Below are 23,704 nucleotides of genomic sequence, written 5' to 3'. Positions count from 1 at the left end.
TTTATTGTGTTTACTTAAACAACGGGAACAGCACGCGATATCGACCGCCCCCTCCGTGACGCATGCGCGGGGAGACTCGACGAATGAATAAAATCGGCGGCGCAATCAGGCCCGCGCGATCGCGCCGGGACCTCTTGCATCCAGTCGGGCAATCCAGCGGCCTTGCACGTATCGACCACGGCGACACAGTCCGCGCGACACGCTGGCCGCGCACCGTCAGCGGCGCGCGGGGCCCCTGCCGGCGACACCTGGATCTTGGCAGGCGATAAGACTGCGGCATGGTCTCAAGGAACCGGTTCGCCCTGCCGCCCGCGCGACGGCGCGCGGGAGCACCCCGAGCCCAGGCGCCTCGCGATCGCCATGCCTCAAATCACGCCGCGCGCCGACGCCATCGCGACCGCCTGCGCGCGATTGGTCGCGCCCATCTTGCGAACGGCGTTCGTCAAGTGGAACACCACCGTCCGCTGCGTGATGCCGAGGATCTTCGAGATCTCCCACGCGGTCTTGCCGCGTCCCGCCCATTGCAGCGCCTCGCGCTCGCGCGTGGTCAGGTCGCATGTGTTCTGCGCCGGGGCCTTGCACTCGAGCAGCTTGCGCATCGCCGAATGCACGAAGCTCGCGAGCAGTTGCGCGAGGCTGAGCAGGCGCAGCGTATTGTCCTGGCGATGCTGGAACGGGAAATCGGTCGCCATGCACAGCATGCTGAACATGCCGCCGCGATCGTGGACCGGACAGCTCAGGCCGTACACGAGCCCGTGCGCCTTCGCTTCGGCGCGCAGCCGCGCCGCCGGCCCTGTAAACAGCGCGTCGTCCCAGATCAGCGGCACGGTGCGCGACAGGCATTGCCGGATCAGCGGATCGATCTCGGCATACCCCGCATCCTCGTAGCGCGCGCTCCACGCGGGCGGGTAGCCGTCGAATGCCCGCCGGCTGGTGGAGGCGCCCGCGAGTTGGTAGCGATAGACGAAGTTCTTGAAACCCAGTTGGCGGATGCGGGATTGCGTGTGATCGAACAGGCCGCGCTCGCTGTGCACATGGAGGATTTCGTTAAACGACTCAACGGACAAGTCTTCGTACATGGTGTCGCCCAATGTGAATGCGAAAGATAGGTGGTCGATCCGACGCGGCGCGACGCGGCGACGACCTGCGGCAGCCGGACGTCGTCCGGACGATCTGCTCCCTACGCGAACCGTCTCGCGCGCGCATGCCTGCCGCCCGACTTCGGACGCCGTCATGGAAGCGCGGCGCGTGGGCCACTGCCGCGCGTCGACCCGCGACCTCGGATGAGGGGGACGTCGTCCAACGACGCGCGACGGTCTGGACGACCGCGGAACGAATGCGCCGGGCACATCGGTCACATCCGATTCGCATCGGTCATGCAAGGGGGACAACGCATCGGCGCCTTGCAGCAGCTTGGCTGTCGAGTCCGTTCAGTGCGGCTTATCAGCCACCAGGATAAATATGAAAAGATTAAAGTTCACATATTCAAAGAATTCTATCAATCTATTTCTCGAATAGGTTGCATTAATTTTTTGATGTTTAGATTTTCGAGAAAAACAAGACAATCGTTCGCCCTGTTCATCGGTCTCCGCAAGTCATCGGTATACATATGTTGCGCCAGACCACATGTTGATCCAAGTCAAACTTACCGTAGTCTCCTTGCTTACGACTGCTCCAGCGCTCCTGTTCTTGATGATCCAAAAAACAGAAACAGAGAATCTAATTATTACATCAATTGAATTCAATTCATGTCAAATTGACTCACAACACAAAACTATCGCCCCTCAAAAATTCGCATTTCTTCACCATTTTTCAATACCTATTACGATATTTTCATATATCAAAAACTGTAATAAGTTGTAGTGTCGCTCGATTTACTGGCTCTGATAATTTACCGTCAAGTCAATTGCGGGGGGTTTCATGAGTCGGGTTGTTTCGACGAGCGCAGGAACGCTCAACAGCCGCGCACGCATCGTCGCATTCGCCTTCGCGGGGGCGGCCACGCGAGCTATGCGCCACTCGTCGAGGCGCTCGGCGAGGCCTTCTCGTTCACGACCCTGACCTGCCCGGCCGCGGCGCCCACCAGGACCGCCCCTTCCCCACCGACTGGCCGACGCTGATCGCCGACCTCGCGGACGCGGTCGACGACGTCGACGACGGCGCCCCGCGGTTCCTGTTCGGACACCGCTTCGGCGCGCTGCTCGCCTACGAAGTGGCACGACGGCGCGATGCGCGCGGCGGCCCGGCGCTCGCCGGGCTGTTCCTGTCGAGCTATCACGCGCCCGTCGCGGCAATCCCCGTCATGCGCCAGAAGGCCGCACCCACGCCCTGCCCGATGCGGCGTTCATCGACGTCGTGCGGCGCTGGGGATTCTTTCCCGACGCGGCGCTCGCCGATGCGGACCTGATGCGCTATGTCCTGCCGCCGCTGCGCGCCGATCTGCGCCTCGACGAAACCTACCGCTACACGCCCGGCGCGGCGCGCGCCTTGCGTCGTCTACGGCGGCACGCGCGGCGCGAGCGTCGCGCCGGACGATCCCGTCGCCGCGGCGGCCGCCCTGCGCGCCCACGCGGCCGCGCTGGACGACGCGTCGGCGCGCGCGAAGCCGGGCGCGAGCGGCGCGTTCTGCTTCGCCGGCCAGGGTTCGCAGCACGCCGGCATGGCGCGCGACCGGTATCGCGCGAACGCGGCGCACGGCCGCTTCCGCCACCACTTCGACGCGGATCCGACGGCCGCTTCGCGCCCGGCTCGGACGATGCGCGCGCGCTCGACGTGGTGTCGGTCGGCACGCTGGACAACGCCGGGCAGCTGATCCGCATCATCGACCCGCAAGCGGGCGCCGCCTGCGCGACCGGCTCGATCGGGGAAATCCGCGTGTCGAGCGACAGCGTGTGCCACGGCTACTTCGGCCGCCCCGACGTCTCCGAGGCGACCTTCCACGCCTACCGCAGCGACGCGCACCCGCAGGGCCTGCTGCGCACGGGCGACCTCGGCTTCGTCGACGAGCGGGGCCATCTCTTCATCTCCGGCCGCATCAAGAACCTCATCATCCTGAACGGCGTGAACTACCACCCGCAGGACATCGAAGGCGCGGTGCTCGACGCGTCGACCCAGATCCGCTCGAACCGGATCCGCGATCCTGGTCGAGCGCGATGCGCAGGCGGGCGTTGTCGTCGTGCTGGAGGCGACCGGGGCGTTCTCGCTCGCCGACGCGGCCGCCGCGATCACGCGCGAGATCTGGCAGGCGTGCCAGCTCACGGTCAGCGCGCTGGTCCGGGTTCGCAAGGGCGAGATCCACACCACGTCGAGCGGCAAGATCCAGCGCGCAGCCTGTGCCGCGATGCTGGCACACGGCGCGTTCACGATCGAGAAGGCCCACCTCGCCGATGACGCGCGCGCGTGGCTGGAGCCCGTGCTTGCCGGATGCGCGTCGCCGGTGGGCTGAAGGGAGGAGCGGCGAGCGACAGGCGGTGCGGTTTCGCGATCGCGCCGCCGCGACGCGGCTTACGTGCGCGCGAGCATCGGCAATGCGCGCCGCGCGAGCGCCTCGCCGAGCACGGCGTGCCGATCGGCGTCGAGATGGATGCCGTCCTGCGCGCTGGTCCGGGTGACCTGTCCTGCGTCGAACAGCGCGCAGCGGTACGTGCGGGCGATGTCGCCGTAGGCGTCGGCGAGCCCGATGCAGCGGCTTTCGCTGCCGAGGAACTTCGGCATGGGTTCGCCCTCGGGCACGCGGATGGCGGGGGGCACCACGATCAGGATGTCGGGCGTCTTCATGCCGGGCTCGACGGGCGCGCCGCGGATCGCCTCGATCAACGCGCCGATGCCGCGCGCGGAATCCTCGACGGTGTTCGCATGAACCGTCTGGAAGTCGTTCGTGCCCAGCATCAGAATGGCGAGATCGAGCGGCGCATGCATCTCGATCACTTGCCCGAGGCCCGCCGTGCCGTTGCGCCCCGGCTTCAGCGGATCGTCCCAGGCGGTGCGGCGGCCGTTCAGGCAGTTCTCGACGACGCGCGTCGCGGTGCCGTGCGCGCACAGGGCGCGCTCGAGCACCCCGGGCCAGCGCGCATCGAACGACAGGCGGCGGCGGGTGCCCGGGACGATGCCTCAGGACAGCGAATCGGCGTAGACCAGAACATGTTTCATCGCGACGGACGTGGAGGCAAGTGCGGAGGACCGGCAGGCGGCGCGCCGCCCGGTGACAGGCGCCATCTTCCAATCCGTTGCACGGTCGTGCAAGGCCGCCGCGCGCTTCCGTCTTCGAGCAGGGAAGAATTGGATCAAGAACTGCAGTTCCGCGTCCGGCGTGCCTGGCACATACCGTCACGCTTCCGCACGTCCCGCCTCTCCCCACATCTCAGATGGCGGAAGTCCCGACAGCCCGCGATGAGGTTTCCGTCGTAACGTCTACCAATCTCGACAGCCCGCCATGGCTCGCAGTCCTCCAACATCAACGCATGTTACGTCGTGCAGCACCGCCCCGGACCAGCGATCACACAGCACATGATCGCCCGAGAACGATGCCGTCCGTCGAACCTCCCCTCCCTGCCGTTGCTCGGGCCCACCATCCGCTACCCGGTCGTCAGGCTGACTACGTCACCCAGTCTTGTGAGCCAATTTGCATTGTTTCCTCAACGTTTACAAACGTTCAAATTATCAGGACAAACAACCATTAGCATTACGAATACTGTCAAGTTGGTTGCTGACGTCGACGAATATCATGGGGCATGAAGAAAGTTCCTATTGCAGTTCTGCCGCCGGTCGATGCACCCGTTTCGTTCAATGGCTATCGGTTTCCGACGGGCATCATCTGCCATACAGCTTGGTTGTACTATCTTTTTCCGATGAACCTGCGCATGGTGAAGAGATGTTGGCCACACGGGCATCGAGCTCACGTACGAAACGGTGCGATGCCGGGCGACGAAGTTCGGCACGGCGATCACGAAGCGGAATCGCTCGACGGCGCCGGGGCGTGGCGACACGCGATCCGGACGAAGTGGTGGTGACGATCAACCGCAGGAAGCATCGGCTGCGGCGGGCCGTCGATTAGCAAGGCGCGGTGCCCGATGTGCTTGTGCAGAGCCACCGCGACAAGGCCGCGGCCAAGCGACTGATACGCAAGTTTCTCCAGCGCCATGCCTGCGCGCGTGATTGTGAAGGACAAGCCACGCAGCGGCAAACAACGAACGGCTTCATGCGCCCACATGCCGGCGTAAGCCGATCGATGCCCGCCTCACCCGTCCTTGCTGTCTGACCACCGAACAAGTTGACAATACCCACGCGAACATAAGAGTCCCATGCGATGACCTTTATTGGTCTTAAAAAATAAAAATTTAGATTATATGCATCAGGGTATAAATTTTCTCGATACAAACAAACCATACGGACCATCGATAATATGAAAGCGCTCCGCCAGCCACTTTTTTGGGCCATTGTCGTGGTTCCCAATCTCGTTTGCATTATCTACTTTCTGTTGGTCGCGTCGCCTGTCTATGTCTCGACGGCCTCCCTCCTCGTTTACAAGCCCGTTCAAGCTTCGGAAAGTCTGACGTCGATGCTCTCCGGCGCAGGCGGCGGCAGCTCTACAGAGGGCGCATACATCGTTAAGGACTACGTCGGCTCATGGGACGAATACCGAAACGTAGCCAATACGATTAATCTGCCCGAGCATTTTGGTCAGGGCGATTTCATCAGTCGCTTCGGTGGATTGTCGACGCTCTTCAGGAAAAACGATGTCACACTGTGGCACTACTATCAGAATCGCGTGAATGCCGCGATTGACCAGAACAGCGGAATCGTTTCTTTATCGGTTGAAGGCTATTCTTCCGCCCTCGCCGCAACGATCGCCAAAAAGATTTTGGAAGATGCCGTTCGTCATATCGACGAGATGAATCAGCAGCAGGAAGCCGACTATATCAAGAATGCGGTCGATCGACGAACCTCGATAGAGGTCAAGTTGAAGAGCGACGTGGCCGCACTCGCGGCCTATCGCACGTCGACCGGTATGCATGACCCCTCCAAGTTGTACATCTCGAACCTGGCGCTTCTGAACTCGTTGAACGAGCAAAAAACGCGGATGTCTGCGCAGTACGACGCGATCTCCAAGGCGACGCCCAATAACCCGGTCGCCAAGAACCTGATGTCGGCCATAGCCGCTGTTCAAGCCAAGATCTCCAGCACGGAGAGCGACGGCAAGACTCTTTCGCGCCAAGCAGCGCGTTATGACGAGCTGACAGTAGCGCGCGACAACGACATATCTTTGTTGCATGAAGTCGAAACTGCTGTCGAGCAGGCGCAACTGAACGCGATGAAGAACAAGTATTACCTGAACCTCATCAGCGCTCCGTCCAGCCCGAACTCACCCGAACTGCCGCGGCGTTTGGAATGGATCGCAGGTGTACTGCTTGCTACTCTCGTTCTGTGGGGACTTCTCCGATGAAGCACTTTTCTCGAGCCACTCGCCTTGGACTCGTCAGCACGGCCTTGGTACTGTCCGCGTGCGGCACCCTGCCGTCCGCCGGCCCTTCGGTGTCTTCCGTGAAGTCGAGCCAGGACGTCGATATTGTGAACGTCACCCCCGTTCTTGCCCAACAACGAGCCGCGGCTGAGGCAGCGCGCCATCAAACTGTGCTCCTGCAATCGCTGGCATCGCTGTCCGGTGAGAAGCACCACGGGGGGTTTACCTTTGCACCCGGCGATGCATTGCACGTTCAAGTCTGGACGATTTCACCATGGCCAGGCTCGGATTCGCAGCAGGGCGCATCGAACGTTCCGTCTTCGATCGATCTCGGCAATTACACGGTCTCGGGGGCCGGGATGATCGATCTTCCCTACGTCGGCCCGACATCGATTCGAGGTCTGACGCTTGATGCCGCGCAGACCACGATTGCACATCGATATGCAGGGCTCGGCATTTTGCAGAGTCCATCGGCAAAAATCTCCGTGACCTCCTCGCCGCAAGGCAGCATCGTCGTCACCGGGGCTATCGGCGCACCCAGGATTCTCCCCTGGACGCCGGCCGGGCTCTCGCTCGCCTCAGCTTTGACCCAGGCCTTAGGAAGCGGCACCGATCTCACCGGATCAACGAATGGCCAGAGCGGTGACAGCATGGCGACGCAGGTAACGGTCATTCGGAACGGCGAATCCGTAACATTGCCTCTCAATGAAGCCTTGGCCCAGAAAATCGCCTTGGCGCCAGATGATCGGATACTGGTCAAACGCGCTCCGCTCGTGCGGGTGACGGTGGTTGGCGGTGGGGTTCACAAAAACGGAGAGCTTAATTTCGCGCACGTGCCCACGTTGGCCGAAGTGCTGGCCTCGGCGTCCGGCCTGAACGCCAACGCTGCCGACGATCACGCGGTGTTTGTGCTTGAAGAAACGTCGCTGGGCAAGCGCCCCGTTCTGTACAACTTCGCCTGGAACAAGCTTGAAGGGCTTGTCGCGTCGCATCGATTCCCGATCAAGGACGGCTCTATGGTCTATGTGGCTGAAGCTCCGATCGTATCGGTTGAGCGCGCGGTGAGCATTCTGTTCCAGCTGGCTGTCCCCGTCCAAGCCGCCAAATGATATGACGTTTGATGCCTACATAGATCGGCTGGACCTCCCGGCCGGGGAAGCCGATCGACTTCGTGCGTCGGTTCACACGTGGGAAGACCTCCATGCATGGCTTGAAGCCAATCAGGAGGCGGTGATCCAGCCCAAGCCGGAGCGGATCACCATCGCGCCTCCGCCGCTGAACGTCTCCTGGAAATACAACGTGTGGCACCGATTCCGGCGCTCGCATGGCCCGCACGCGCCGATTGGCGAGGCGCCGGGTTGGGAGCGGGTCGTCGAGTATCGGCGTAGAGTTACGCTGGCCCTGACCTTGGTCACCACGATCATCATTCTGCTGCTGTCGGATTACACCCTGCGCGCGCAGCAGATGCCCGAGATCACAATCAAGATCTACCTCGTGATCTACGGGATCATGACTTGGTTCCTGGCGTCGAACTTCTTCAAACTGATGCTCGGAACTTGGCATACGCTTCGAGGACCAGGCAACAACCCATGGCACCCCTCACAGTCGGCTCGCGAACCGCGAAAGGAAGCGAAGGTTGCCATCGTTTATCCGGTCTATCACGAGGACGTCCCTCGGGTTGCTGCGGGCATGGCTGCGACGTGGGAATCGATCGCGCGAGAGTTTCCGGAATACGCACACCATTTCGACAATTTCCTTCTGTCGGACAGCCGAAAGCTCGAGTACAACATCGTGGAGCAAAGCGCAGTGCACAAGCTCCGTGAGCGATTTCCGCAAGGTCGCTTTTTCTACCGCCGTCGCCCCGTCAATCTGAACGCCAAGCTTGGCAATGTCACCGATTTTTGCCGTCGGTGGGGAAAGAAATATGACTACATGCTGGTCATGGACGCGGATAGCATCATGGATGGCAAGGCGATCGTCGAACTTCTCCGCATGATGGAGGGTAACCAACGCGTCGGTATCCTGCAAACCAACCCCAAGCCCGTGATGCGTCGCAGCCTGTTCGGTCGAATGCAGCAGTTTGCCGCCAGACTTTACGGTTCCGTCTTTTCGTACAGCCTGCAAGCCATGTTCATGGGACATGCGTCCTACATTGGGCACAACGCGATGATACGGATGAAGCCGTTCATCAAGTATTGCATCCTCCCCGAACTACCTGGCGCGGCCCCATGGGGTGGCAAACCGCTGAGTCACGACATCATCGAATCCGCGATGATGGCGCGCGCCGGCTATGAGGTCTGGTTCCTCCCCGAGCTTGAAGGAAGCTACGAAGAGCTCCCGGCCAATCTTTTGGGATTTTTGATCCGTGAGCGCCGGTGGATGCAGGGCAACATGCAGCATCTGCGGTTCCTGTTCATCGATGGCCTTCGATCGGTTCACCGGGAAACGTTCCTCAACGGGTCGGTAGGTTACCTAGCCGCCCCGCTCTGGGCGATGTTCCTAGTCGTATCGGCGTACGGCATGGTCCATTTTTTGAGCAAGGGAGTCCTCGTGATCGGTTCCATCCGGCTGTTGGAAATGCCGATGATGATGCTCCTGATCTCGTCGCTGGTTTTCCTGTTCATGCCACGCATCCTGGCGTTCATCGTGCACGTCAAGAGCGATCGCGCTCGCGGGTTTGGCGGGAAGGACAAGCTCGCCTGGTCACTGCTGCTTGAGACCGTCTTCTCTTTCTTTTTCTCGCCGATCATGATGATCTATGTCACTCGATTCGTATGGCTATGGTTAAAGCGGAAAGGTATCTCGTGGGGCACCCAGCAGCGTGATGATGACCCGCTCCCTTGGTCCGACTGCTTCCGGCACTTCGGTTGGGTCAGCATCACCGGGATCATCTGCTGGGTCTCCATGGCCTACGCGGTTAATGGAATCTCAAATAGTCGTGCGCTCATCATCGAAGCCCTCTCAAACAAGTGGGTGACGCCAAGCGACATCATGCTCTGGTTCTTTCCAATCTTGGCCGGATTCACGGGCAGCGTCTGGATTGCTCGCTTGACCAGCCTGTCCATTGACGGTATCCAGGCTCGCCAGCTCTTCACCATTCCGGAGGAAACGTACAAGCCCCAGGTCATTGAAGACACGGTGCGCTGGGAGCGCGACCTGCGACACGACCTTCCCGACGCGGACAATCCGGCGGCCGTCATGGAGTACGCCACGCACGACATTGGTTTCTACATCAAGCATCGATCAGAAACGCGCGTGAGACCTCACGTCGCTCATCGCCTCCTTCCAATGATTATGGAGGGCAAGCCGTTGACCGGTAAGAACATGCTGCTCGCGCTGAGTGAACGAGGCTGTTTCGATGCGCTCCACATGAAGGCGACCCGAGGACCCTCTCCGATGGAGACAACTGTGGTTCGCAAGAGGTGACGCGGTGACCGTCGACGTGCTCCGAACCGCGGGCATTGGCTGATGGAGGGCCTTGGGCTCATCGAAGCTTCGCGTTGGCAACTCGCTACGGCGCTTTCGTCTTCACACGCCGCCATGATGGTGTTGGCCATCCGCATCGTGGTCGGCACAGTGGCCCGCTTGCTTATCCACGCACGAGGCTGTGGCGGTGGAGGAAGTTTATTTCCAGTCTTCCGTTGATTCCGCTACGGGACATCCTCCTGGCGTTCCGATGGCTCGGTACTTCAGTAGGCACCCACGTCCATTGACGCGGTAGGCGCGTGCCCGTTGCAAATCCCTATCCAGAATAGAATCCTACTGATCGTTCATTGGATCCACGAAAAGACGATCGGATGAATTTTTTCAATAACTCGTGCCGACCGGCGACGATTTTTACCGGAAAAAATGCAATGCTGAAAGTAACTAAAGCTGTTTTCCCCGTAGCCGGTCTCGGTACGCGGTTTCTGCCGGCCACCAAGGCCAGCCCCAAAGAAATGCTGCCTGTCGTCGATAAGCCTCTGATCCAGTACGCTGTCGAGGAAGCGATCGCGGCCGGGATCACCGAGATGATCTTCGTTACGGGGCGAAGCAAACGTGCCATTGAAGATCATTTTGATAAATCATACGAGGTCGAGGCGGAACTCGAAGCCCGTGGCAAGGAAAAGCTGCTGAATCTTGTGCGAAGCATCAAGCCGCGCAACGTGGACTGCTTTTACGTACGGCAGCCTGAAGCGCTTGGGCTCGGGCATGCCGTGCTCTGTGCGGAAAAGCTCGTTGGCGATCATCCATTCGCCGTCATTTTGGCTGACGACCTGCTTGATGGTGAACCTCCCATCTTGAAGCAAATGGTCGACGTGTTCGATCACTACCATAGCTCGGTCATCGGGGTCGAAGAAATCCCCTCCTCCGAAACGAAATCATATGGGATTATCGACGGCAAGGAATGGGAGGAATCGATCATTAAGATGTCAGGGATCGTCGAAAAACCTGCACCTGACGTTGCGCCATCCAACCTGGGTGTTGTTGGTCGCTACATCCTTAAACCGCGGATTTTCAAACACCTCCGCGAGCTAAAGCCCGGCGCAGGTGGAGAACATCAACTGACCGACGCGATTCAAGCCTTACTCTCTGAGGAACAAGTGCTCGCATACAAGTACGCCGGCACTCGGTACGACTGCGGTAGTAAGCTTGGCTATCTAAAAGCAAGCATTGAGTTTGGCCTCCGCCACCCTGAAGTCGGTAGTGATTTCGCGGATTACCTCGCCGCGCGGATACCCGCCACTGTCGCGTGATCATCCAGATGTTCTGCCCGCTCCCCGCAAGCTTCACAGATTGCCCTCGCCACGGCCTCTCGGATCGGTACTGTCAGTTTGTCGCCGAAGTCGATAAATATAATGGGAAAGGAAGAAGGTATCCATCTCCATTCTGCCGTCGACCGAGGCACCGGTTTCGTTCAGGGGCTACCGGTTCCGCCGGACATCATCTGCCACGCCGTTTGGTTGTACTACTGTTTTCCGCTGAGCCTGCGCATGGTTGAACGGCACTGGCAGGTTGTGCGGCAACCGGACAAACCAGGATGAGTGAGGCGAGTATCGATCGGCTTACGCCGGCATGCGGTCGCATGAAGGCCCTTTCCCAGGCCGCGAAGGCCTGGGCACATGCCCCGCGTTTGCACAGCGCGCTGCGATTGTTGCGGCACCCCATGAACGGATTCGAAGCCTGTCCATGGGCCGAGGCAAATCGTTGAAGCTGGCGTGCCGATTTGAACCGCCGCATCACCTTCTCGCACACCCGGGTCGGCTGCTGCGAATTTTCCACCCGGTTGTTCAATCCCTTGTACTGCCGATGCCCGACGTTCAGACCCAGTTCGTTGTTCGCCGCCGCGTAGCTGCGTAGCTTGTCCGTCATCATCACACGCGGGCAGCCATGGCTGCCCGAGCAACGTGCGCATCAGCCGTTTGGCTGCTGCTGTGTCGCGGCGACGCTGCACCAGCGCATCGAGCACCGCGCCGTGCTGATCGACGGCCCGCCACAACCCGTGCTTCCGGCCGTTGATCGTCACGACCACTTCATCTTGAGACAACGGAGCCATGAATCAAAAGCCAAACAAGTTTTCCCCGGAGGTCCGAGCGCGCGCAGTGAGCCTGGTACGCGAGCAGCGTAGCGAGTACCCGTCGATGTGACCGGCAGTCGCCGGCGACACGCTCGATCCCGTTCCGTGACTTCCTGATCCCTCTCGGGTCGATGCGCGAGACTGAGCCGGTCATTTTTATGGGGGCTCACTCGGCCGGGTTTCCGGAAAGCCGGGTGTTTGGCGAATGCCTGTCGCCGAGGCTCCGTCCGGATGAACGATCGATTCAAGCTATTGCCGCGTCACGCGCCGACCCATTTCGTCCGTTCCGTGAACATGCTTCTCGATCAGGGCCGTCAGCATTACCATGCCACGCCGCCGCGCCGCGCCCGACGCGGCGGCGTACGCCCTGCCCCGTTACTCCAGCCCTTCCGTTCCCCCCATCATCGTCGACGTCAGTCTCGCGCCGGCTTGCCGGCGCCTGGACTCGCCGCCCCGCATCGCGAGCCCGTAATACAGCAGCGACGTCAGCACCAGCCCGATCACCCACGACAGATCCGCGCCATCGAGCAGCGCCGGAATCGGGCCCGCGTACATCGGCGTGTTCATGAACGGAATCTGCGCCAGGATGCCGATCGCATACGCGATCAGCGCCTGCGGATTGAAGCGGCCGTAGATCCCGCCATCCGCCATGAAGATCGATGCGATGTCGTACTTGCCCTTGTGGATCACGTAGAAGTCGATCAGGTTGATCGCGGTCCACGGCACCAGCACGACGAGCAGCGCGAGCACGAGATTGACGAGTTGGGCGACGAAATTCGTCGATGCGCCGATCGCCGCGTAGCAGCATGCGACGAAGATCACCACGGACAACACGGCGCGCGCCTTCGCGGTCGGGATCCACCGGTGGGCGAAGGTCTGCACCGACGTGATCACGGCGAGCACCGCGCCGTACAGATTGAGCGCGTTGTGGCTGATCACGCTCAGCAGGAACAGCACGAGCATCAGGGGGCCGAGCGGGCCGGTCACCTGCTTGACCGCATCCATCGTATCGGCGCCGGCCGGGGCCGCGAGCACCGCAACCGCCCCGAAGATGAACGCCAGCGTGGAACCGAGCGTGGAGCCGAGATAGGTCGCCCAGAACGTCGCGGCAGCGCCGACGTGTTCCGGCAGGTAGCGCGAATAGTCCGACACATACGGCGCGAACGCGATCTGCCACAGCGCCGACAGCGACACCGTCGCGAGCCAGCCCGCGAAGCTGAAGCCGCCGCGCGTGAGGAAGTCGTCGGTCTCGATGTGCGTGAGCATCATCCAGAAGCCGACCAGGATGCCGATGCCGAGCACCCACGTGCCGATACGGTTCAGGATGTGGATGACCCGATATCCGACGATCCCGATCAGCCCCGATCCCACTGCGCCGATCACGATGCCGACCGGCACCGGCACGGACGATGCGATGCCGTGCACCGATTTGCCGGCAAGCACGATGTTGGACGCGAAGAAGCCGACATACATCACGGCCGCGATCACGGTGACGAGCAACGCCCCCCACGAACCGAACTGCGCGCGGCTCTGGATCATCTGCGGAATGCCCATCCGCGGCCCCTGCGCGGAGTGCAGCGCCATCAGCACGCCGCCGACCGCCTGGCCGACGACGATCGCGACGATCCCCCACATCAGGTTCAGGTGGAAGATCTGCACGCCGAGCGCACCGGTCACGATCGGCAGCGGCGCGATATTGCCGCCGAACCACAGCGTGAACAGATCGCTCACCCTGCCGTGCCGGTCTGCGGGCGGCACATGGCCGATCGTGTATTTCTCTATCACGGGGGACGCGCTGCGCTCCACGTTCGTCATGGCAATGTCTCCTGTCCTGCGCGCCGCTGCATGCGTCCGGTATCAGCCGGTGCGCGGCGGCGCGATTGTCGATGATCGGACTGGACACGCGGCGAAGGTCACTGCGCCCTCATGTGCGCCGGCGCGAGCCGACGCTCCGCCGCCACGGCAACCGCAGCATGATCCAGATCGGAGCCGATGGTGCGCCACGCGAGCCGCGAGGGAGAAATACTAAAAATATTTTCGAAGCCCACGAAAAAGCTCTGCAGCGGGAAACCCGGCGCCGGCTTCTTCCGGTAATGTGCTGCGTGAGGCAATGGACAGCATGCGCCCCGACGCGGCAGTCGGGGCCGAGTGGCAGAGGTGCCTGTGGCTCACTATACTTTGCGGCAATTGAAGTACTTCGTGGCGACGGTGGAATGCGGCAGCGTCGCCGAAGCGTCGCGCCAGCTCTTCATCGCGCAGCCGTCGGTCTCCAGCGCGATCAAGGGCTTGGAGGAAAGCTTCGCCGTGACGCTCTTCATCCGGCATCACGCGCAGGGCGTGTCGCTGACGCCCGTCGGCGCGCGCTTCTACCGGCAGGCGCAGGAGCTGCTGCGCATCGCGCACGCGTTCGAGCAGAACGCGCTCGCCGACAATGATGTCGTCACCGGCCAGATCGACATCGGCTGCTTCGAGACGGTCGCGCCGCTCTATCTGCCGCAACTGCTCGCGGGTTTTCGCGAGCGCTATCCGGGCGTCAGCATCCGGCTGCGCGACGGCGATCAGCAGGAGCTCGTGCAAGGATTGACGGCCGGCTCGTTCGATCTTGCCCTCCTGTACGACCACGACCTCGACGGCACGATCGAAACCGAGCCGCTGATGCCGCCGCAACAGCCGTACGTCCTGCTGCCTGAGCAGCACCGGTTCGCGGGCCAGGCGCATGTGTCGCTTCGCGAACTCGGCGTCGAGCCGATGATCCTGCTCGACGTGCAGCCGAGCCGAACCTATTTCGTCAGCCTGTTCCACGACCTCGGGCTCACCCCCAACATCGTGTTCGCGTCGCCGTCGATCGAGATGGTGCGCGGCATGGTCGGCCGGAATTTCGGTTTCTCGTTGCTCGTCACGCGCCCGTATTCCGAATACACGTACGACGGCCAACGCGTCGTGACGACCCGGCTCAGCGAAACCGTCAGCCCGTCGGGGCTCGTCAGCGCGCGGTTGAAGCGCGGGCAGCTCACGAAGCAGGCGCAGTCGTTCGTCGATTTCTGCCGCGAGCGGCTTGGCGAGATCGACGCGGGGTCGTCGCGCTAGCGGATGCGCCGAGACGGCGCGGGCGACGCAATGCCCGGGCGGCAGGCAAGCCCGCGCAGTCGACGGAACGCGTGCTTTGCGAGCCGATGCACCGCTTGCGACGGTCCGCTCAAGCCGTGGCGGACAAATGGCCCGCGAGACGCCGGAGCATCGCGTCGCAGCCGTGCACCTGGTCGAGCGTCACGAACTCGTCGGGCTTGTGGCCTTGCGCCATGCTGCCGGGCCCGCACACCACCGTCGGAATGCCGGCCCGGTCGAACAGCCCGCCCTCCGTGCCGAACGCGACCGTGCCGAACGCGTCGGAGCCGGTCAGCATCGCGAGCAGGCGCGCGGCGTCGCTGTCGGGTCGGGTCGCGAGCCCCGGATACCCGCCGAGCGTCTCCAGGCGGATGTCGGTGTCCGGCTGAACCGCGCGCATGCGCGGCAACAGTTCGGACGTCGCATACGCCTGCATGCGCTTCGACACTTCGTCGGGATCGAAATCCGGCAGCGCGCGCACCTCGAAGTCGAACTCGCATTCGGCCGGCACGATGTTCAGTGCGCGCCCGCCGTTGATCAACCCTGTCTGCACCGTCGAGTACGGCGGATCGAAGCGGCTGTCGTGGCGCGCCGGCCGCGCGAGCGCCGTGCCGATCTCGCCGAGCCGGCAGATCAGTTTCGCCGCATAGTCGATCGCGTTCACGCCGCGCGGCGAATACGCCGAGTGGCACGCGGCGCCCTTCACGCGGCAGCGCATCGCGAGCTTGCCCTTGTGTCCCAGCACCGGCCTCAGCTCGGTCGGCTCGCCGATCAGGCACAGGCGCGGGCGATGCTCGCGCATCGCCAGCTCCGCCAGCATCGGCCGCACGCCGAGACAGCCCACTTCCTCGTCGTACGAGAATGCCAGATGCACGGGCTCTCGCAACGGCCGCGCGACGAACACCGGCACGGCCGCGAGCACCGATGCGATGAAGCCCTTCATGTCGGTCGTGCCACGGCCGTACAGGCGACCGTCGCGCTCGGTGAGCCGGAACGGCTCGACCGTCCACGCCTGCCCGTCGACCGGCACGACGTCGGTATGGCCCGACAGCGCGATGCCGCCGCGATCGCTCGGCCCGATCGTCGCAAACAGGCTCGCCTTGGTACGCGCCGCGTTGTAGAACAGTTCGCTCGCGACGCCAAAACCGGCGAGGTAGTCGCGGATGAAATCGATCATCTCGAGATTCGAATCGCGGCTGACCGTCGCAAAACCAATCAGCCGCGCGAGCAGCGTGCGGCTCAACGCGTCACTCATCGCCCGGCACCCCATAGCGCGGCGCGGCGGTCGGGTCGAGCGCGCGCGTCTGGTAGTCATGCATCTGCGGTCGATAGGCTTGCCACAGCGCATCGAGTGTCCCGACCGGATCGATATCGGCCCAGTCGACACGCAGGTCGGCGATGGGCCAGGTCAGGTCGTCGACCACCGTCAGCGCCGCCGAATGGACCGGTCCCGCCTCGCCGCCGGCCGCCATCGCCGCGCGCAACGCGGCCAGCAGCCGCTCGGCAAGCAGGCCGGGCGCCTGCTCGAACGCGCGGACCATCGCATCGATGACGGCCGGGGCGGCCAGCAGGTTGCCGGCCGCCACGCATTGCTCGCCCATCGCCGCATGGTGCGTGCCGAGCGCTTCCCTGCCGGTGAAGCATGCCGTCCGCCCTTGCCCGTCGATCACCGTGACCTGCCGGTGCTGGCTCCAGCCGTTTGCATGCAACGCGCGATCGAGCGCGGTCGCCGGCGCGAGCTGCGCGTGCTCGATCAGGTCCAGGATCTGAGGACCGAGCGCCGGCAACGTGATGTTCTGCGTCGCGACCGCGCCGACACCCGCGCGCACCCACGGGCAGCGCGCGCCCACGGCAATGCTCGACGAACTGATCGCGATCCCGAGCTGCCCCGATTCCGGGCAACGCCCGACGATAGAGAAAGTCATGTCGGTTGATATGAACGCCTCTCGTTTGCGACGGTACTCGTCAGTCCGGCGATGACAGGATGAGTGGTGGCGTGATATGCGCGCCTGTCGCAGCCGGCTGCGCCGCGGCCCACCCCGCGCCCGCCGACGCTTGCCGACCTTCAGGTTCGGCACGTCACGGACCCGCCTGCCTCCACACGACCTCCGATTGCCGGCGACAACCTGTCGGCGTGTCATCCTGTAAAAATTGATCGTCCTACGCGCCGCGCGCCGTTCAAGCCGGTCTCGCGCTCGCGTCACCTTTTTCCGGCGGCCTGTCATGCGTCATGGGTTCCGGATTCACCGGTCGGCCCCTGTGTGCCGGCCTTCATGCTTTGCTCGCGCCTGTCGCGAACGCGCGGCGCTCATCGCGCCTCGTGAACGCCGTTCGGCTGCCAGCGATCCGGGATCACCGCGATCACGTCGATTTCCACCAGCCATTGCGCCTGGCCGAGCGCCGACACGACGAGCCCCGTCGAGATCGGATACACGCCCTTCAGCCACTTGCCGATCTCCTGGTATACGGGTTCGCGATAGCGCGGGTCGATCAGGTAGGTCGTCGTCTTGACGATGTGCGTCAGGTCGCTGCCGGCTTCCTCGAGCAGCTGCCGGATGTTCTTCATCGCCTGCTCGGCCTGGGCGCGCGGATCGCCGAGACCGATCAGCCTGCCGTCGAAACCGGTGCCGACCTGACCGCGCACATATACGGTATTGCCGGCCCGCACGGCCTGGCACAGGTCGTTGTCGAGCGCTTGATTCGGGTAGGTATCCCGGGTATTGAACATCCGGATACGGGTATGGGTGGGTTGGCTCATGGCTCTCCTTCGATCATCGGTGGTCGCGCTCGACGCACGGAATGCGAACGCGCCGCGACAGTCAGTCAGTGGGTCGCATCGGTCAACGCGCGCGCGGCATGCCCTGCGTCGCCGTCGCGCCCCGTGTGCGGCATCGGGCCGCGTTGCGATGCGTCCCGGTACGCCTGGTATTTCCGCTGCGTTGCGATGTGATCGGCGATGTGCTTCGCGTCGTGCCAGACGCCCCAGATGAAACTGGAGCCGCGCCGCGACAGCCACGGCAGCCCGATGAAATAGACGCCCGGTTCCTTCGACACGCCGCGCTGATGCTGCGGCTTGCCGTCGTCCGCGAACGCGTCGACGTTCAGCCAGCCGTAGTCGACCGCATAGCCCGTCGCCCAGACGATCGACGTGACGCCGGCGGCGGCCAGGTCGAGCGACAGGATCGGCCGCGCGACGCACGCCGGGTTCGGCAGGATGCGGCGCGCGTCGGGCTCCTCCGGTAGGTCGAGGCCGTTGCGCAGCACATAGGCGTCGGCCGCATCGAGCAGCGACAGGTAGTTCTCGTCGCCGCGCGCGAGATTGATCGCGAGATCGCCTTCGAATGCGGCCGCGCCCCCGTCGAACGACTTCGTCCGTCCCACGAGCGTCACGCCCTGGTTCGCGAGCCGGCGGAAATCGACGGTATGGCCGCCGCGCGCGCCGCTCACGGCGATCGTCACGTGCTCACGGCCCGGCGTCGCGACTTCCTTGTCCCATTCGCCGAGCACGCCGAGCCACCAGCAGAAGTCGCGGCCGCGATACGCGCGCGGCGGACGATCATGCGGCCCGACAGACAAGACCACCTCCCGGCCCGCGCGCTGCAGTTCGTCGGCGATCTGCACGCCCGACGAACCCGCGCCGACCACCAGCACGCCGCCGGCGGGCAACTGATCCGGATTGCGATAGTCGGCGGAGTGGATTTGCATCACGCGCGCACCGTCCGGCGCGATCGGCGGAATGACCGGACACTGGAACGGTCCGGTCGCGACCACCACGCGGTTCGCCTCGATCGTGCCGTCGGAGGTCTCGGCGACGAAGCCCGGCTTGCCCGCGCTGCGCACGACGCGCGTCACGTCGACGCCCGTGCGGATCGGTGCGTCGAACTTGCGCGCATACGCCTCGAAGTAGTCGGCCACAGCGTCCTTCGACGCGAACGCATCGGGATCGAGGCCGTCGAATTCGAGCCCCGGAAACCGGTCGTGCCACGCGGGGCCATTCGCGACCAGCGAATCCCAGCGTCCGGTGCGCCAGCGCTCGGCGATGCGATCGCGCTCCAGCACCAGATGCGGCACGCCGAGCCGGCCCAGGTGTTCGCTCATGGCCACGCCGGCCTGGCCTGCCCCCACGACGAGCGTATCGATTGAAGTCGTTGCAGCGGTCACGGCTATCTCCTCCTGAAATGCGGGCCGATTGCGGTCGATCGTCGCGCCAGCGCCGGTGCGAAAGATGCAGCCGGCGCGTGTCGGCCATCGGGGTGCGTCGAGCGACGGGCGAGCGGCAATGAACCCATTCTGCTGACAGGTCGCCCTGCGCGAAATGATGATTTTTGTCGTTGTTGACCAACAAAAAAGTGCTCCCCGCCGAGCGCGAGCGATGCGCATGAAGCCGGTCTTCAACCTGGGACCCAGTGCCGCCGCAAGTACACGTCAGCCAATGAGATTGACTCTCATTTTCATTGACCGCCGGTCGGTCAAATGACAGAATCGGCGCATTCCCCGCCTTCCCGGCGACCCGCATGCGCACTCGACCCTCATGCGCCCTCGCCCGGGAACCAGGCCGACCCACGCCCGACGCGCCGCCGTTCCATCCCGCAGGCGCCGCTCGGCGCGAATCGCGGCGAGCCACGGAGCGGGCGCGCCGATCAACCCGACGAGCGACATGCCATGACTGAATCCAAACGACTCATCCTGCTGGCCATGCCCAGCACTCACGCGGGCGCATGGCGCTATCCCGGCGCGGCGCCGGATTTCCACCGCAGCTTCGCGCACATGAAATGGTTCGCCCGGACGCTGGAGCAAGGCCGGTTCGACGGCCTCTTCCTGCCCGATTCACTTGCGGTGCGCGCGGGGGCCGTCGATGCGCTCATGCGCAGCGCCAGCGTGGCGACGCTGGATCCGTTGACGCTGCTCCCCGCCCTCTCGGCCGTGACCGAGCACATCGGCCTGATCGCCACGGCCAGCACCACGTACAACGCGCCCTACATGCTCGCGCGCCGGCTCGCTTCGCTCGATGTCATCAGCGGCGGACGGGCGGGCTGGAACCTCGTCACGTCCAGCAATCCCAACGAGGCCGCCAATTTCGGCGCGGACGACCATCTCGAGCACGGCGCGCGCTATCGACGCGCGCGCGAGTTCTCCGACGTGATGAACGGGCTGTGGGAAAGCTGGGATGAAACGGCGTTCTGCACGGACGCCGAGCGCGGCATCTATTTCGATCCCGAGAAGCTGCACGTGCTCGATCATCGCGGGCCGCACTTCACGGTGCGCGGCCCCCTGAACGTCGCGCGCCCCGTCCAAGGGCGCCCCGTCATCGTGCAGGCGGGCGCGTCGGAAGCCGGCAAGCAGATCGCGGCGGAGACGGCGGAACTCATCTTCACCTACCAGACCGACCTGGCATCGGCCCGGGGTTTCCATGCCGACATGCAGTCACGCGCCGCGGCGGCGGGCCGTCCGGCGCGCTTGAAGATCCTGCCCGCCGTGCTGGTCGTCCTGGGCGACAGTCTCGCGCAGGCGCAGCGAAAACGCGCGCGTCTCGACGAGCTCGTCGACGACGCGAGCAGCCTCGCGACGCTGTCCATCGCGCTGGGTCATGACATATCCCGCTGCGACCCGGCCGGCCCGCTTCCGGAGATGCCGGAAAGCAATGCGAGCAAGAGCGGCCGCGACCGCGTGGTGCAGCTCGCGCGGCGCGAGAACCTGAGCGTCCTGGCGCTCGCGCGGCGGATCTGCGGCTACCAGGGTTTGGAGATGGTGGGCACGGCCGGGATGGTGGCGGATCAGATGCAGCAATGGCTGCGACACGACGCGGCCGACGGCTTCAACATCCTGTTTTCGCATCTGCCGGGCGGCGCGAGCGAGTTCGTCGAGCAGGTGGTGCCGATCCTCCAGCAGCGCGGGCTGCTCAGGCAGGATTACGAGGGCCGAACCTTCAGGGAGAATCTCGGGCTGGCGATGCCGCGAGACGGCTACTCGCGGCGTTGAATCCGGCAGCGCGCATGCGCTGCCGCGCGCTCGGTTTATCCCTTCCCCGCATGCGCTCGATGCCGCGCGCGGCGCGACATGCTCACCCGGCGGACCGCTTGCGTGCCACGCCGCGCATCACGATGTGGGCAAGGTCGATAAGCGCTCCCGGCTGCATGCCCGTCGCCGATGCGTGTAACCGGTATGCCCGACGACGCCGGCACAGTGGCGTCGCGGGCGTCGCGCCAAACCGCAATCGTGATTGCGGCTCCCGCCACGATGGTGAACGCAGACGCGACCCGGTAACGCCGGAGCGTGTCTCTCACCTTGCGATCCGCATCAGCGCTGCTTCCAACACACCTGGATCCGCCGCACGCTTGGCGTCAGTACGCTGGGCCGGATCGTGCGGTGTGCGCCGCACGGCCGGCGAATCGGCCGCGCGCGGAAGTCCGATCAGATCGAAGTGCGGCCGCTCGTCCTCCAGGGATCGCAGGAATGCACGCGACGTGCTCTTCCTGGATTTTGATCACGCATCGTGAAAGAAAAAAGATCACCCATCGTGATCTTTTTTCGAGACAGACAAACCAGACGTGGTCCAGCTGAACCCGCGGCAAGGAACGCCATCAAGCCCTCCTCGCCCTTACACCGTCGAGATCGGTTTATCCTGATTGTCTTTCGGGCGCCTTCGACCCATGAGCCGACTCGGCGCGCGCGGGATCCACTGCGGCGGCATGCCGGCGCCGCCCGCGAACCCAGGACACGGCGCCGGAACAAACACCGCGGCGTTCAACGCCGTCGTGTCGGCCGGCTCAACGGTGTGCCCCGCCATCCGCCCATCGCCGGCCCCCCCTCAAGCCGCGCGCCCGATCAAAAAATGATCGAAGTTCTGCCCGGCGATCCAGCGCGGCGGCCGACCCCGGCCCGTCCACGTCTCGCCCGTGGTCGGGTTGACGTACTTCGCGCGGACGCGGCCGTAGCGCCGGTCGCGGTCGCCGTTCATCTTCCTTCTGCCGAAGATATCCCTCGCGGTGAGACCATATTCGAGGATGGTCTGCTGGATCCGCATGATGGCCTGTTCGGTTTCGCGCTTCTTGGCGACCTCGACGGCCTCGTCGATGGATCGCAGCCTGGCTTTCAATTCCAGATAGGTTTCTTGATTAGCTGTACTCATCTTGATCTCCGGAGATTAATTTGGTCTGGGCGGGTTGTTCTGACGCCTCGTCTCCCCGCCTCCTGATCGCCGATTTATTCCCGCTGGGCCCCCTCTTTGACGCATACCCCCTGTCCGCGAATCACCCCATCGCCGACATAGACATTCTCGATCCGGCATCCGTCGCGGCCGTCGATCGCCAGCACGCTCGACACCGATGCGGTGCGCGGCGCCAGCGCGATCACGAGCAGACAGATCGCCAGCAGCGCGGCGAGCGCACCCGCGCGCCTCGCCCGCGCATTCATCGCGCCGCTTCCCGGTAAGGCTGCTTCAAGCAACGCGCGGCATCGGCCGACTGCCATTCGTGAAACTGCGCGAGCAAGGGCCCCGTCTGCTGGTCCGTCGACGGGCGGGTTTGCGTGTCGGCCCGCGCGGCGTCGTGAATCGCGCTCAGCACGGACGACGCGACCGGGTCGTGAACCTGCACGCCCATGTTCGCCATGGCCGCGTAATTGCGGTTGGTCCGCTCGGGCAGCTGCGCCCAGGCGTGCAATTCGGTCTTCATGCCCGCCTCGAAGATCGCCGCGCGCTGGTCCTCGGACAGCGTATCGAGGAAATCCTGCCGCGCCACCAGGAACGACACCGGATACGCATAGCGGATCGCGGTGAAGTTGCGCATCACCTCGCCGTAGCTGCGCCCCGCCGCGCCGTCGCCCGACGACATGATCGCGTCGAGGCTGCCGGTCTTGAGCAGGGCCAACGCGTCCTGGATCGGCATCGACACGACTTCCGCGCCCAGCGTGCGCATGATGCGCGCCGAGGTCTGGTCGTAGGTGCGGATGCGCATCCCGGAGAAACGCGTCGCGGCCGGAATCTCGGCCCGCGACCACAGCCCCGTCGGCGGCCACGCGATGATCGCGAGCAGCGCGAGCTTGTGATGCGCGAGCGCGGCCCGGTACGCGGGCGCGGCAATGCATGCCAGCTCGCGCGCCTCGTCGATGGAATTGACCTCGTAGGGGCGCGCGGACAAGCCGAGCACCGCCTCGTCCTTGGCGATATCGCTGGCGAACAGCAAGCCGAACGGCACGCTCGTCGTCTCCGCCAGCAGCGCGGCCAACGCGGATTTGTCGTTGAAGCGCGGCGCCACCGCTTCGCCCGTCTCGCCCGCGCCGTTCATGCGGCGCGCGAAATCCGCGGCCGCCTGTCCGGATACGGTGTCCTCGGGGTAGGACGTCACGACGTCCCAGCGCGGCGATGCGCTCACGCCTGCTGCCGCGCAGTCCGCGGCCACTCCGGCGAGGCTTCCCCACAGCATCGCGATCATCCCGAGCATTGTTGGTTTCATGGCGTTTTCAGAGCGAGTCCAAACCAGTATCCGGACGCCTGCCTGCAATCGTGCGGCGTCATGCCCCGAAGCATAAGGGAGTACGATCCACATTTTTCTTAGATGAAATGCTAATAAGAAAAAACGCAG

General features: G+C 63.8%; 18 protein-coding genes and 3 pseudogenes. 10 read left to right on the top strand and 11 right to left on the bottom strand.

Annotated elements, in window-relative coordinates:
• Positions 1-365 precede the first annotated feature (365 nt).
• On the bottom strand, positions 366-1,079 hold the full coding sequence (locus tag Bsp3421_RS03155; protein WP_273995368.1) for a LuxR family transcriptional regulator: 714 nt from the start codon (positions 1,077-1,079) through the stop codon (positions 366-368).
• Positions 1,080-1,930: 851 nt separating this feature from the next.
• Here Bsp3421_RS03155 and Bsp3421_RS03150 point away from each other — a divergent pair.
• Positions 1,931-2,407 carry an alpha/beta fold hydrolase gene (locus Bsp3421_RS03150; RefSeq protein ID WP_443111410.1) on the top strand — a complete coding sequence of 159 codons (477 nt, stop codon included), beginning with the start codon at positions 1,931-1,933 and terminating at the stop codon, positions 2,405-2,407.
• Positions 2,408-2,730: 323 nt separating this feature from the next.
• Positions 2,731-3,445, top strand: a pseudogene (locus Bsp3421_RS03145) (fatty acyl-AMP ligase); the annotation flags it as partial.
• Between the two features lie 59 nt (positions 3,446-3,504).
• Here the strand turns inward: Bsp3421_RS03145 and Bsp3421_RS03140 are convergent.
• Entirely contained in the window at positions 3,505-4,083 is a 579-nt protein-coding gene (locus Bsp3421_RS03140) for an SGNH/GDSL hydrolase family protein (RefSeq protein ID WP_337995254.1), read from the bottom strand.
• Positions 4,084-4,730: 647 nt separating this feature from the next.
• On the opposite strand from Bsp3421_RS03140, the gene Bsp3421_RS03135 reads away from it, so the two are divergent.
• The 6 genes and pseudogenes from Bsp3421_RS03135 to Bsp3421_RS34220 form a co-directional block, all read left to right on the top strand.
• On the top strand, positions 4,731-5,009 hold the full coding sequence (locus Bsp3421_RS03135; RefSeq protein WP_273995366.1) for a hypothetical protein: 279 nt from the start codon (positions 4,731-4,733) through the stop codon (positions 5,007-5,009).
• Positions 5,010-5,401: 392 nt separating this feature from the next.
• Positions 5,402-6,442 carry a lipopolysaccharide biosynthesis protein gene (locus Bsp3421_RS03130; RefSeq protein ID WP_273995365.1) on the top strand — a complete coding sequence of 347 codons (1,041 nt, stop codon included), beginning with the start codon at positions 5,402-5,404 and terminating at the stop codon, positions 6,440-6,442.
• A gap of 98 nt (positions 6,443-6,540) precedes the next feature.
• Positions 6,541-7,569: a polysaccharide biosynthesis/export family protein gene (locus Bsp3421_RS03125; protein WP_273995364.1), complete on the top strand. Its 1,029-nt coding sequence runs from the start codon at positions 6,541-6,543 to the stop codon at positions 7,567-7,569.
• 1 nt (position 7,570) lies between these two features.
• Complete coding sequence (mdoH, locus tag Bsp3421_RS03120; RefSeq protein ID WP_273995363.1) at positions 7,571-9,886, top strand: glucans biosynthesis glucosyltransferase MdoH; 2,316 nt, start codon at positions 7,571-7,573, stop codon at positions 9,884-9,886.
• Between the two features lie 428 nt (positions 9,887-10,314).
• Positions 10,315-11,196: a UTP--glucose-1-phosphate uridylyltransferase GalU gene (galU, locus tag Bsp3421_RS03115; RefSeq protein ID WP_273995361.1), complete on the top strand. Its 882-nt coding sequence runs from the start codon at positions 10,315-10,317 to the stop codon at positions 11,194-11,196.
• A 133-nt stretch (positions 11,197-11,329) separates the two neighbouring features.
• A pseudogene (locus Bsp3421_RS34220) lies at positions 11,330-11,442 on the top strand (IS6 family transposase); the annotation flags it as partial.
• Positions 11,443-11,505: 63 nt separating this feature from the next.
• Here the strand turns inward: Bsp3421_RS34220 and Bsp3421_RS03110 are convergent.
• Together Bsp3421_RS03110 and Bsp3421_RS03105 are read right to left on the bottom strand one after the other, a co-directional pair.
• Positions 11,506-11,978: pseudogene (locus Bsp3421_RS03110) on the bottom strand (IS6 family transposase); the annotation flags it as partial.
• A gap of 414 nt (positions 11,979-12,392) precedes the next feature.
• Positions 12,393-13,832 (bottom strand): purine-cytosine permease family protein, encoded by a 1,440-nt coding sequence (locus Bsp3421_RS03105; RefSeq protein ID WP_273995360.1) that lies wholly within the window; start codon positions 13,830-13,832, stop codon positions 12,393-12,395.
• 348 nt (positions 13,833-14,180) lie between these two features.
• On the opposite strand from Bsp3421_RS03105, the gene Bsp3421_RS03100 reads away from it, so the two are divergent.
• A complete protein-coding gene (locus Bsp3421_RS03100; protein ID WP_273995358.1) occupies positions 14,181-15,104 on the top strand; it encodes a LysR substrate-binding domain-containing protein in 924 nt (307 codons plus the stop codon).
• 109 nt (positions 15,105-15,213) lie between these two features.
• Here the strand turns inward: Bsp3421_RS03100 and argE are convergent, their stop codons facing one another.
• The 4 genes from argE to Bsp3421_RS03080 all read right to left on the bottom strand — a co-directional run bounded on the left by argE (position 15,214) and on the right by Bsp3421_RS03080 (position 19,283).
• On the bottom strand, positions 15,214-16,377 hold the full coding sequence (gene argE, locus Bsp3421_RS03095) for an acetylornithine deacetylase (protein WP_273995357.1): 1,164 nt from the start codon (positions 16,375-16,377) through the stop codon (positions 15,214-15,216).
• On the bottom strand, positions 16,370-17,047 hold the full coding sequence (locus tag Bsp3421_RS03090; protein ID WP_273995355.1) for a DUF1028 domain-containing protein: 678 nt from the start codon (positions 17,045-17,047) through the stop codon (positions 16,370-16,372). The genes argE and Bsp3421_RS03090 overlap by 8 nt, the downstream gene beginning before the upstream one ends.
• Before the next feature lie 383 nt (positions 17,048-17,430).
• A complete protein-coding gene (locus Bsp3421_RS03085) occupies positions 17,431-17,880 on the bottom strand; it encodes a RidA family protein (RefSeq protein WP_273995353.1) in 450 nt (149 codons plus the stop codon).
• A 65-nt stretch (positions 17,881-17,945) separates the two neighbouring features.
• Positions 17,946-19,283, bottom strand: a complete 1,338-nt coding sequence (locus Bsp3421_RS03080) for a flavin-containing monooxygenase (protein ID WP_273995351.1) — start codon at positions 19,281-19,283, stop codon at positions 17,946-17,948.
• A 501-nt stretch (positions 19,284-19,784) separates the two neighbouring features.
• Between Bsp3421_RS03080 and Bsp3421_RS03075 the strand changes: the two genes are divergently transcribed.
• Positions 19,785-21,101 carry an LLM class flavin-dependent oxidoreductase gene (locus Bsp3421_RS03075; RefSeq protein ID WP_273995349.1) on the top strand — a complete coding sequence of 439 codons (1,317 nt, stop codon included), beginning with the start codon at positions 19,785-19,787 and terminating at the stop codon, positions 21,099-21,101.
• A gap of 829 nt (positions 21,102-21,930) precedes the next feature.
• Here the strand turns inward: Bsp3421_RS03075 and Bsp3421_RS03070 are convergent.
• The 3 genes from Bsp3421_RS03070 to dctP form a co-directional block, all read right to left on the bottom strand.
• Positions 21,931-22,251, bottom strand: a complete 321-nt coding sequence (locus Bsp3421_RS03070) for an H-NS histone family protein (protein WP_273995348.1) — start codon at positions 22,249-22,251, stop codon at positions 21,931-21,933.
• A 74-nt stretch (positions 22,252-22,325) separates the two neighbouring features.
• Complete coding sequence (locus Bsp3421_RS03065; protein WP_273995347.1) at positions 22,326-22,535, bottom strand: hypothetical protein; 210 nt, start codon at positions 22,533-22,535, stop codon at positions 22,326-22,328.
• Positions 22,532-23,575 (bottom strand): TRAP transporter substrate-binding protein DctP, encoded by a 1,044-nt coding sequence (dctP, locus tag Bsp3421_RS03060; RefSeq protein ID WP_273995345.1) that lies wholly within the window; start codon positions 23,573-23,575, stop codon positions 22,532-22,534. Before dctP ends, Bsp3421_RS03065 begins: the two co-directional genes overlap by 4 nt.
• Between the last annotated feature and the right edge of the window lie 129 nt (positions 23,576-23,704).

Source organism: Burkholderia sp. FERM BP-3421 (assembly GCF_028657905.1).
Classification (GTDB): domain Bacteria; phylum Pseudomonadota; class Gammaproteobacteria; order Burkholderiales; family Burkholderiaceae; genus Burkholderia.
This window is presented reverse-complemented; position numbering and strand designations above follow the sequence as displayed.

What these genes read in the sequence shown, in the direction of transcription:
- Bsp3421_RS03155 (WP_273995368.1), bottom strand. Translation starts at nt 1,079, where the DNA reads ATGTACGAAGACTTGTCCGTTGAGTCGTTTAACGAAATCCTCCATGTG.
- Bsp3421_RS03135 (WP_273995366.1), top strand. Translation starts at nt 4,731, where the DNA reads ATGAAGAAAGTTCCTATTGCAGTTCTGCCGCCGGTCGATGCACCCGTT.
- Bsp3421_RS03130 (WP_273995365.1), top strand. Translation starts at nt 5,402, where the DNA reads ATGAAAGCGCTCCGCCAGCCACTTTTTTGGGCCATTGTCGTGGTTCCC.
- mdoH (WP_273995363.1), top strand. Translation starts at nt 7,571, where the DNA reads ATGACGTTTGATGCCTACATAGATCGGCTGGACCTCCCGGCCGGGGAA.
- galU (WP_273995361.1), top strand. Translation starts at nt 10,315, where the DNA reads ATGCTGAAAGTAACTAAAGCTGTTTTCCCCGTAGCCGGTCTCGGTACG.
- Bsp3421_RS03105 (WP_273995360.1), bottom strand. Translation starts at nt 13,832, where the DNA reads ATGACGAACGTGGAGCGCAGCGCGTCCCCCGTGATAGAGAAATACACG.
- argE (WP_273995357.1), bottom strand. Translation starts at nt 16,377, where the DNA reads ATGAGTGACGCGTTGAGCCGCACGCTGCTCGCGCGGCTGATTGGTTTT.
- Bsp3421_RS03090 (WP_273995355.1), bottom strand. Translation starts at nt 17,047, where the DNA reads ATGACTTTCTCTATCGTCGGGCGTTGCCCGGAATCGGGGCAGCTCGGG.
- Bsp3421_RS03085 (WP_273995353.1), bottom strand. Translation starts at nt 17,880, where the DNA reads ATGAGCCAACCCACCCATACCCGTATCCGGATGTTCAATACCCGGGAT.
- Bsp3421_RS03075 (WP_273995349.1), top strand. Translation starts at nt 19,785, where the DNA reads ATGACTGAATCCAAACGACTCATCCTGCTGGCCATGCCCAGCACTCAC.
- Bsp3421_RS03070 (WP_273995348.1), bottom strand. Translation starts at nt 22,251, where the DNA reads ATGAGTACAGCTAATCAAGAAACCTATCTGGAATTGAAAGCCAGGCTG.
- Bsp3421_RS03065 (WP_273995347.1), bottom strand. Translation starts at nt 22,535, where the DNA reads ATGAATGCGCGGGCGAGGCGCGCGGGTGCGCTCGCCGCGCTGCTGGCG.
- dctP (WP_273995345.1), bottom strand. Translation starts at nt 23,575, where the DNA reads ATGAAACCAACAATGCTCGGGATGATCGCGATGCTGTGGGGAAGCCTC.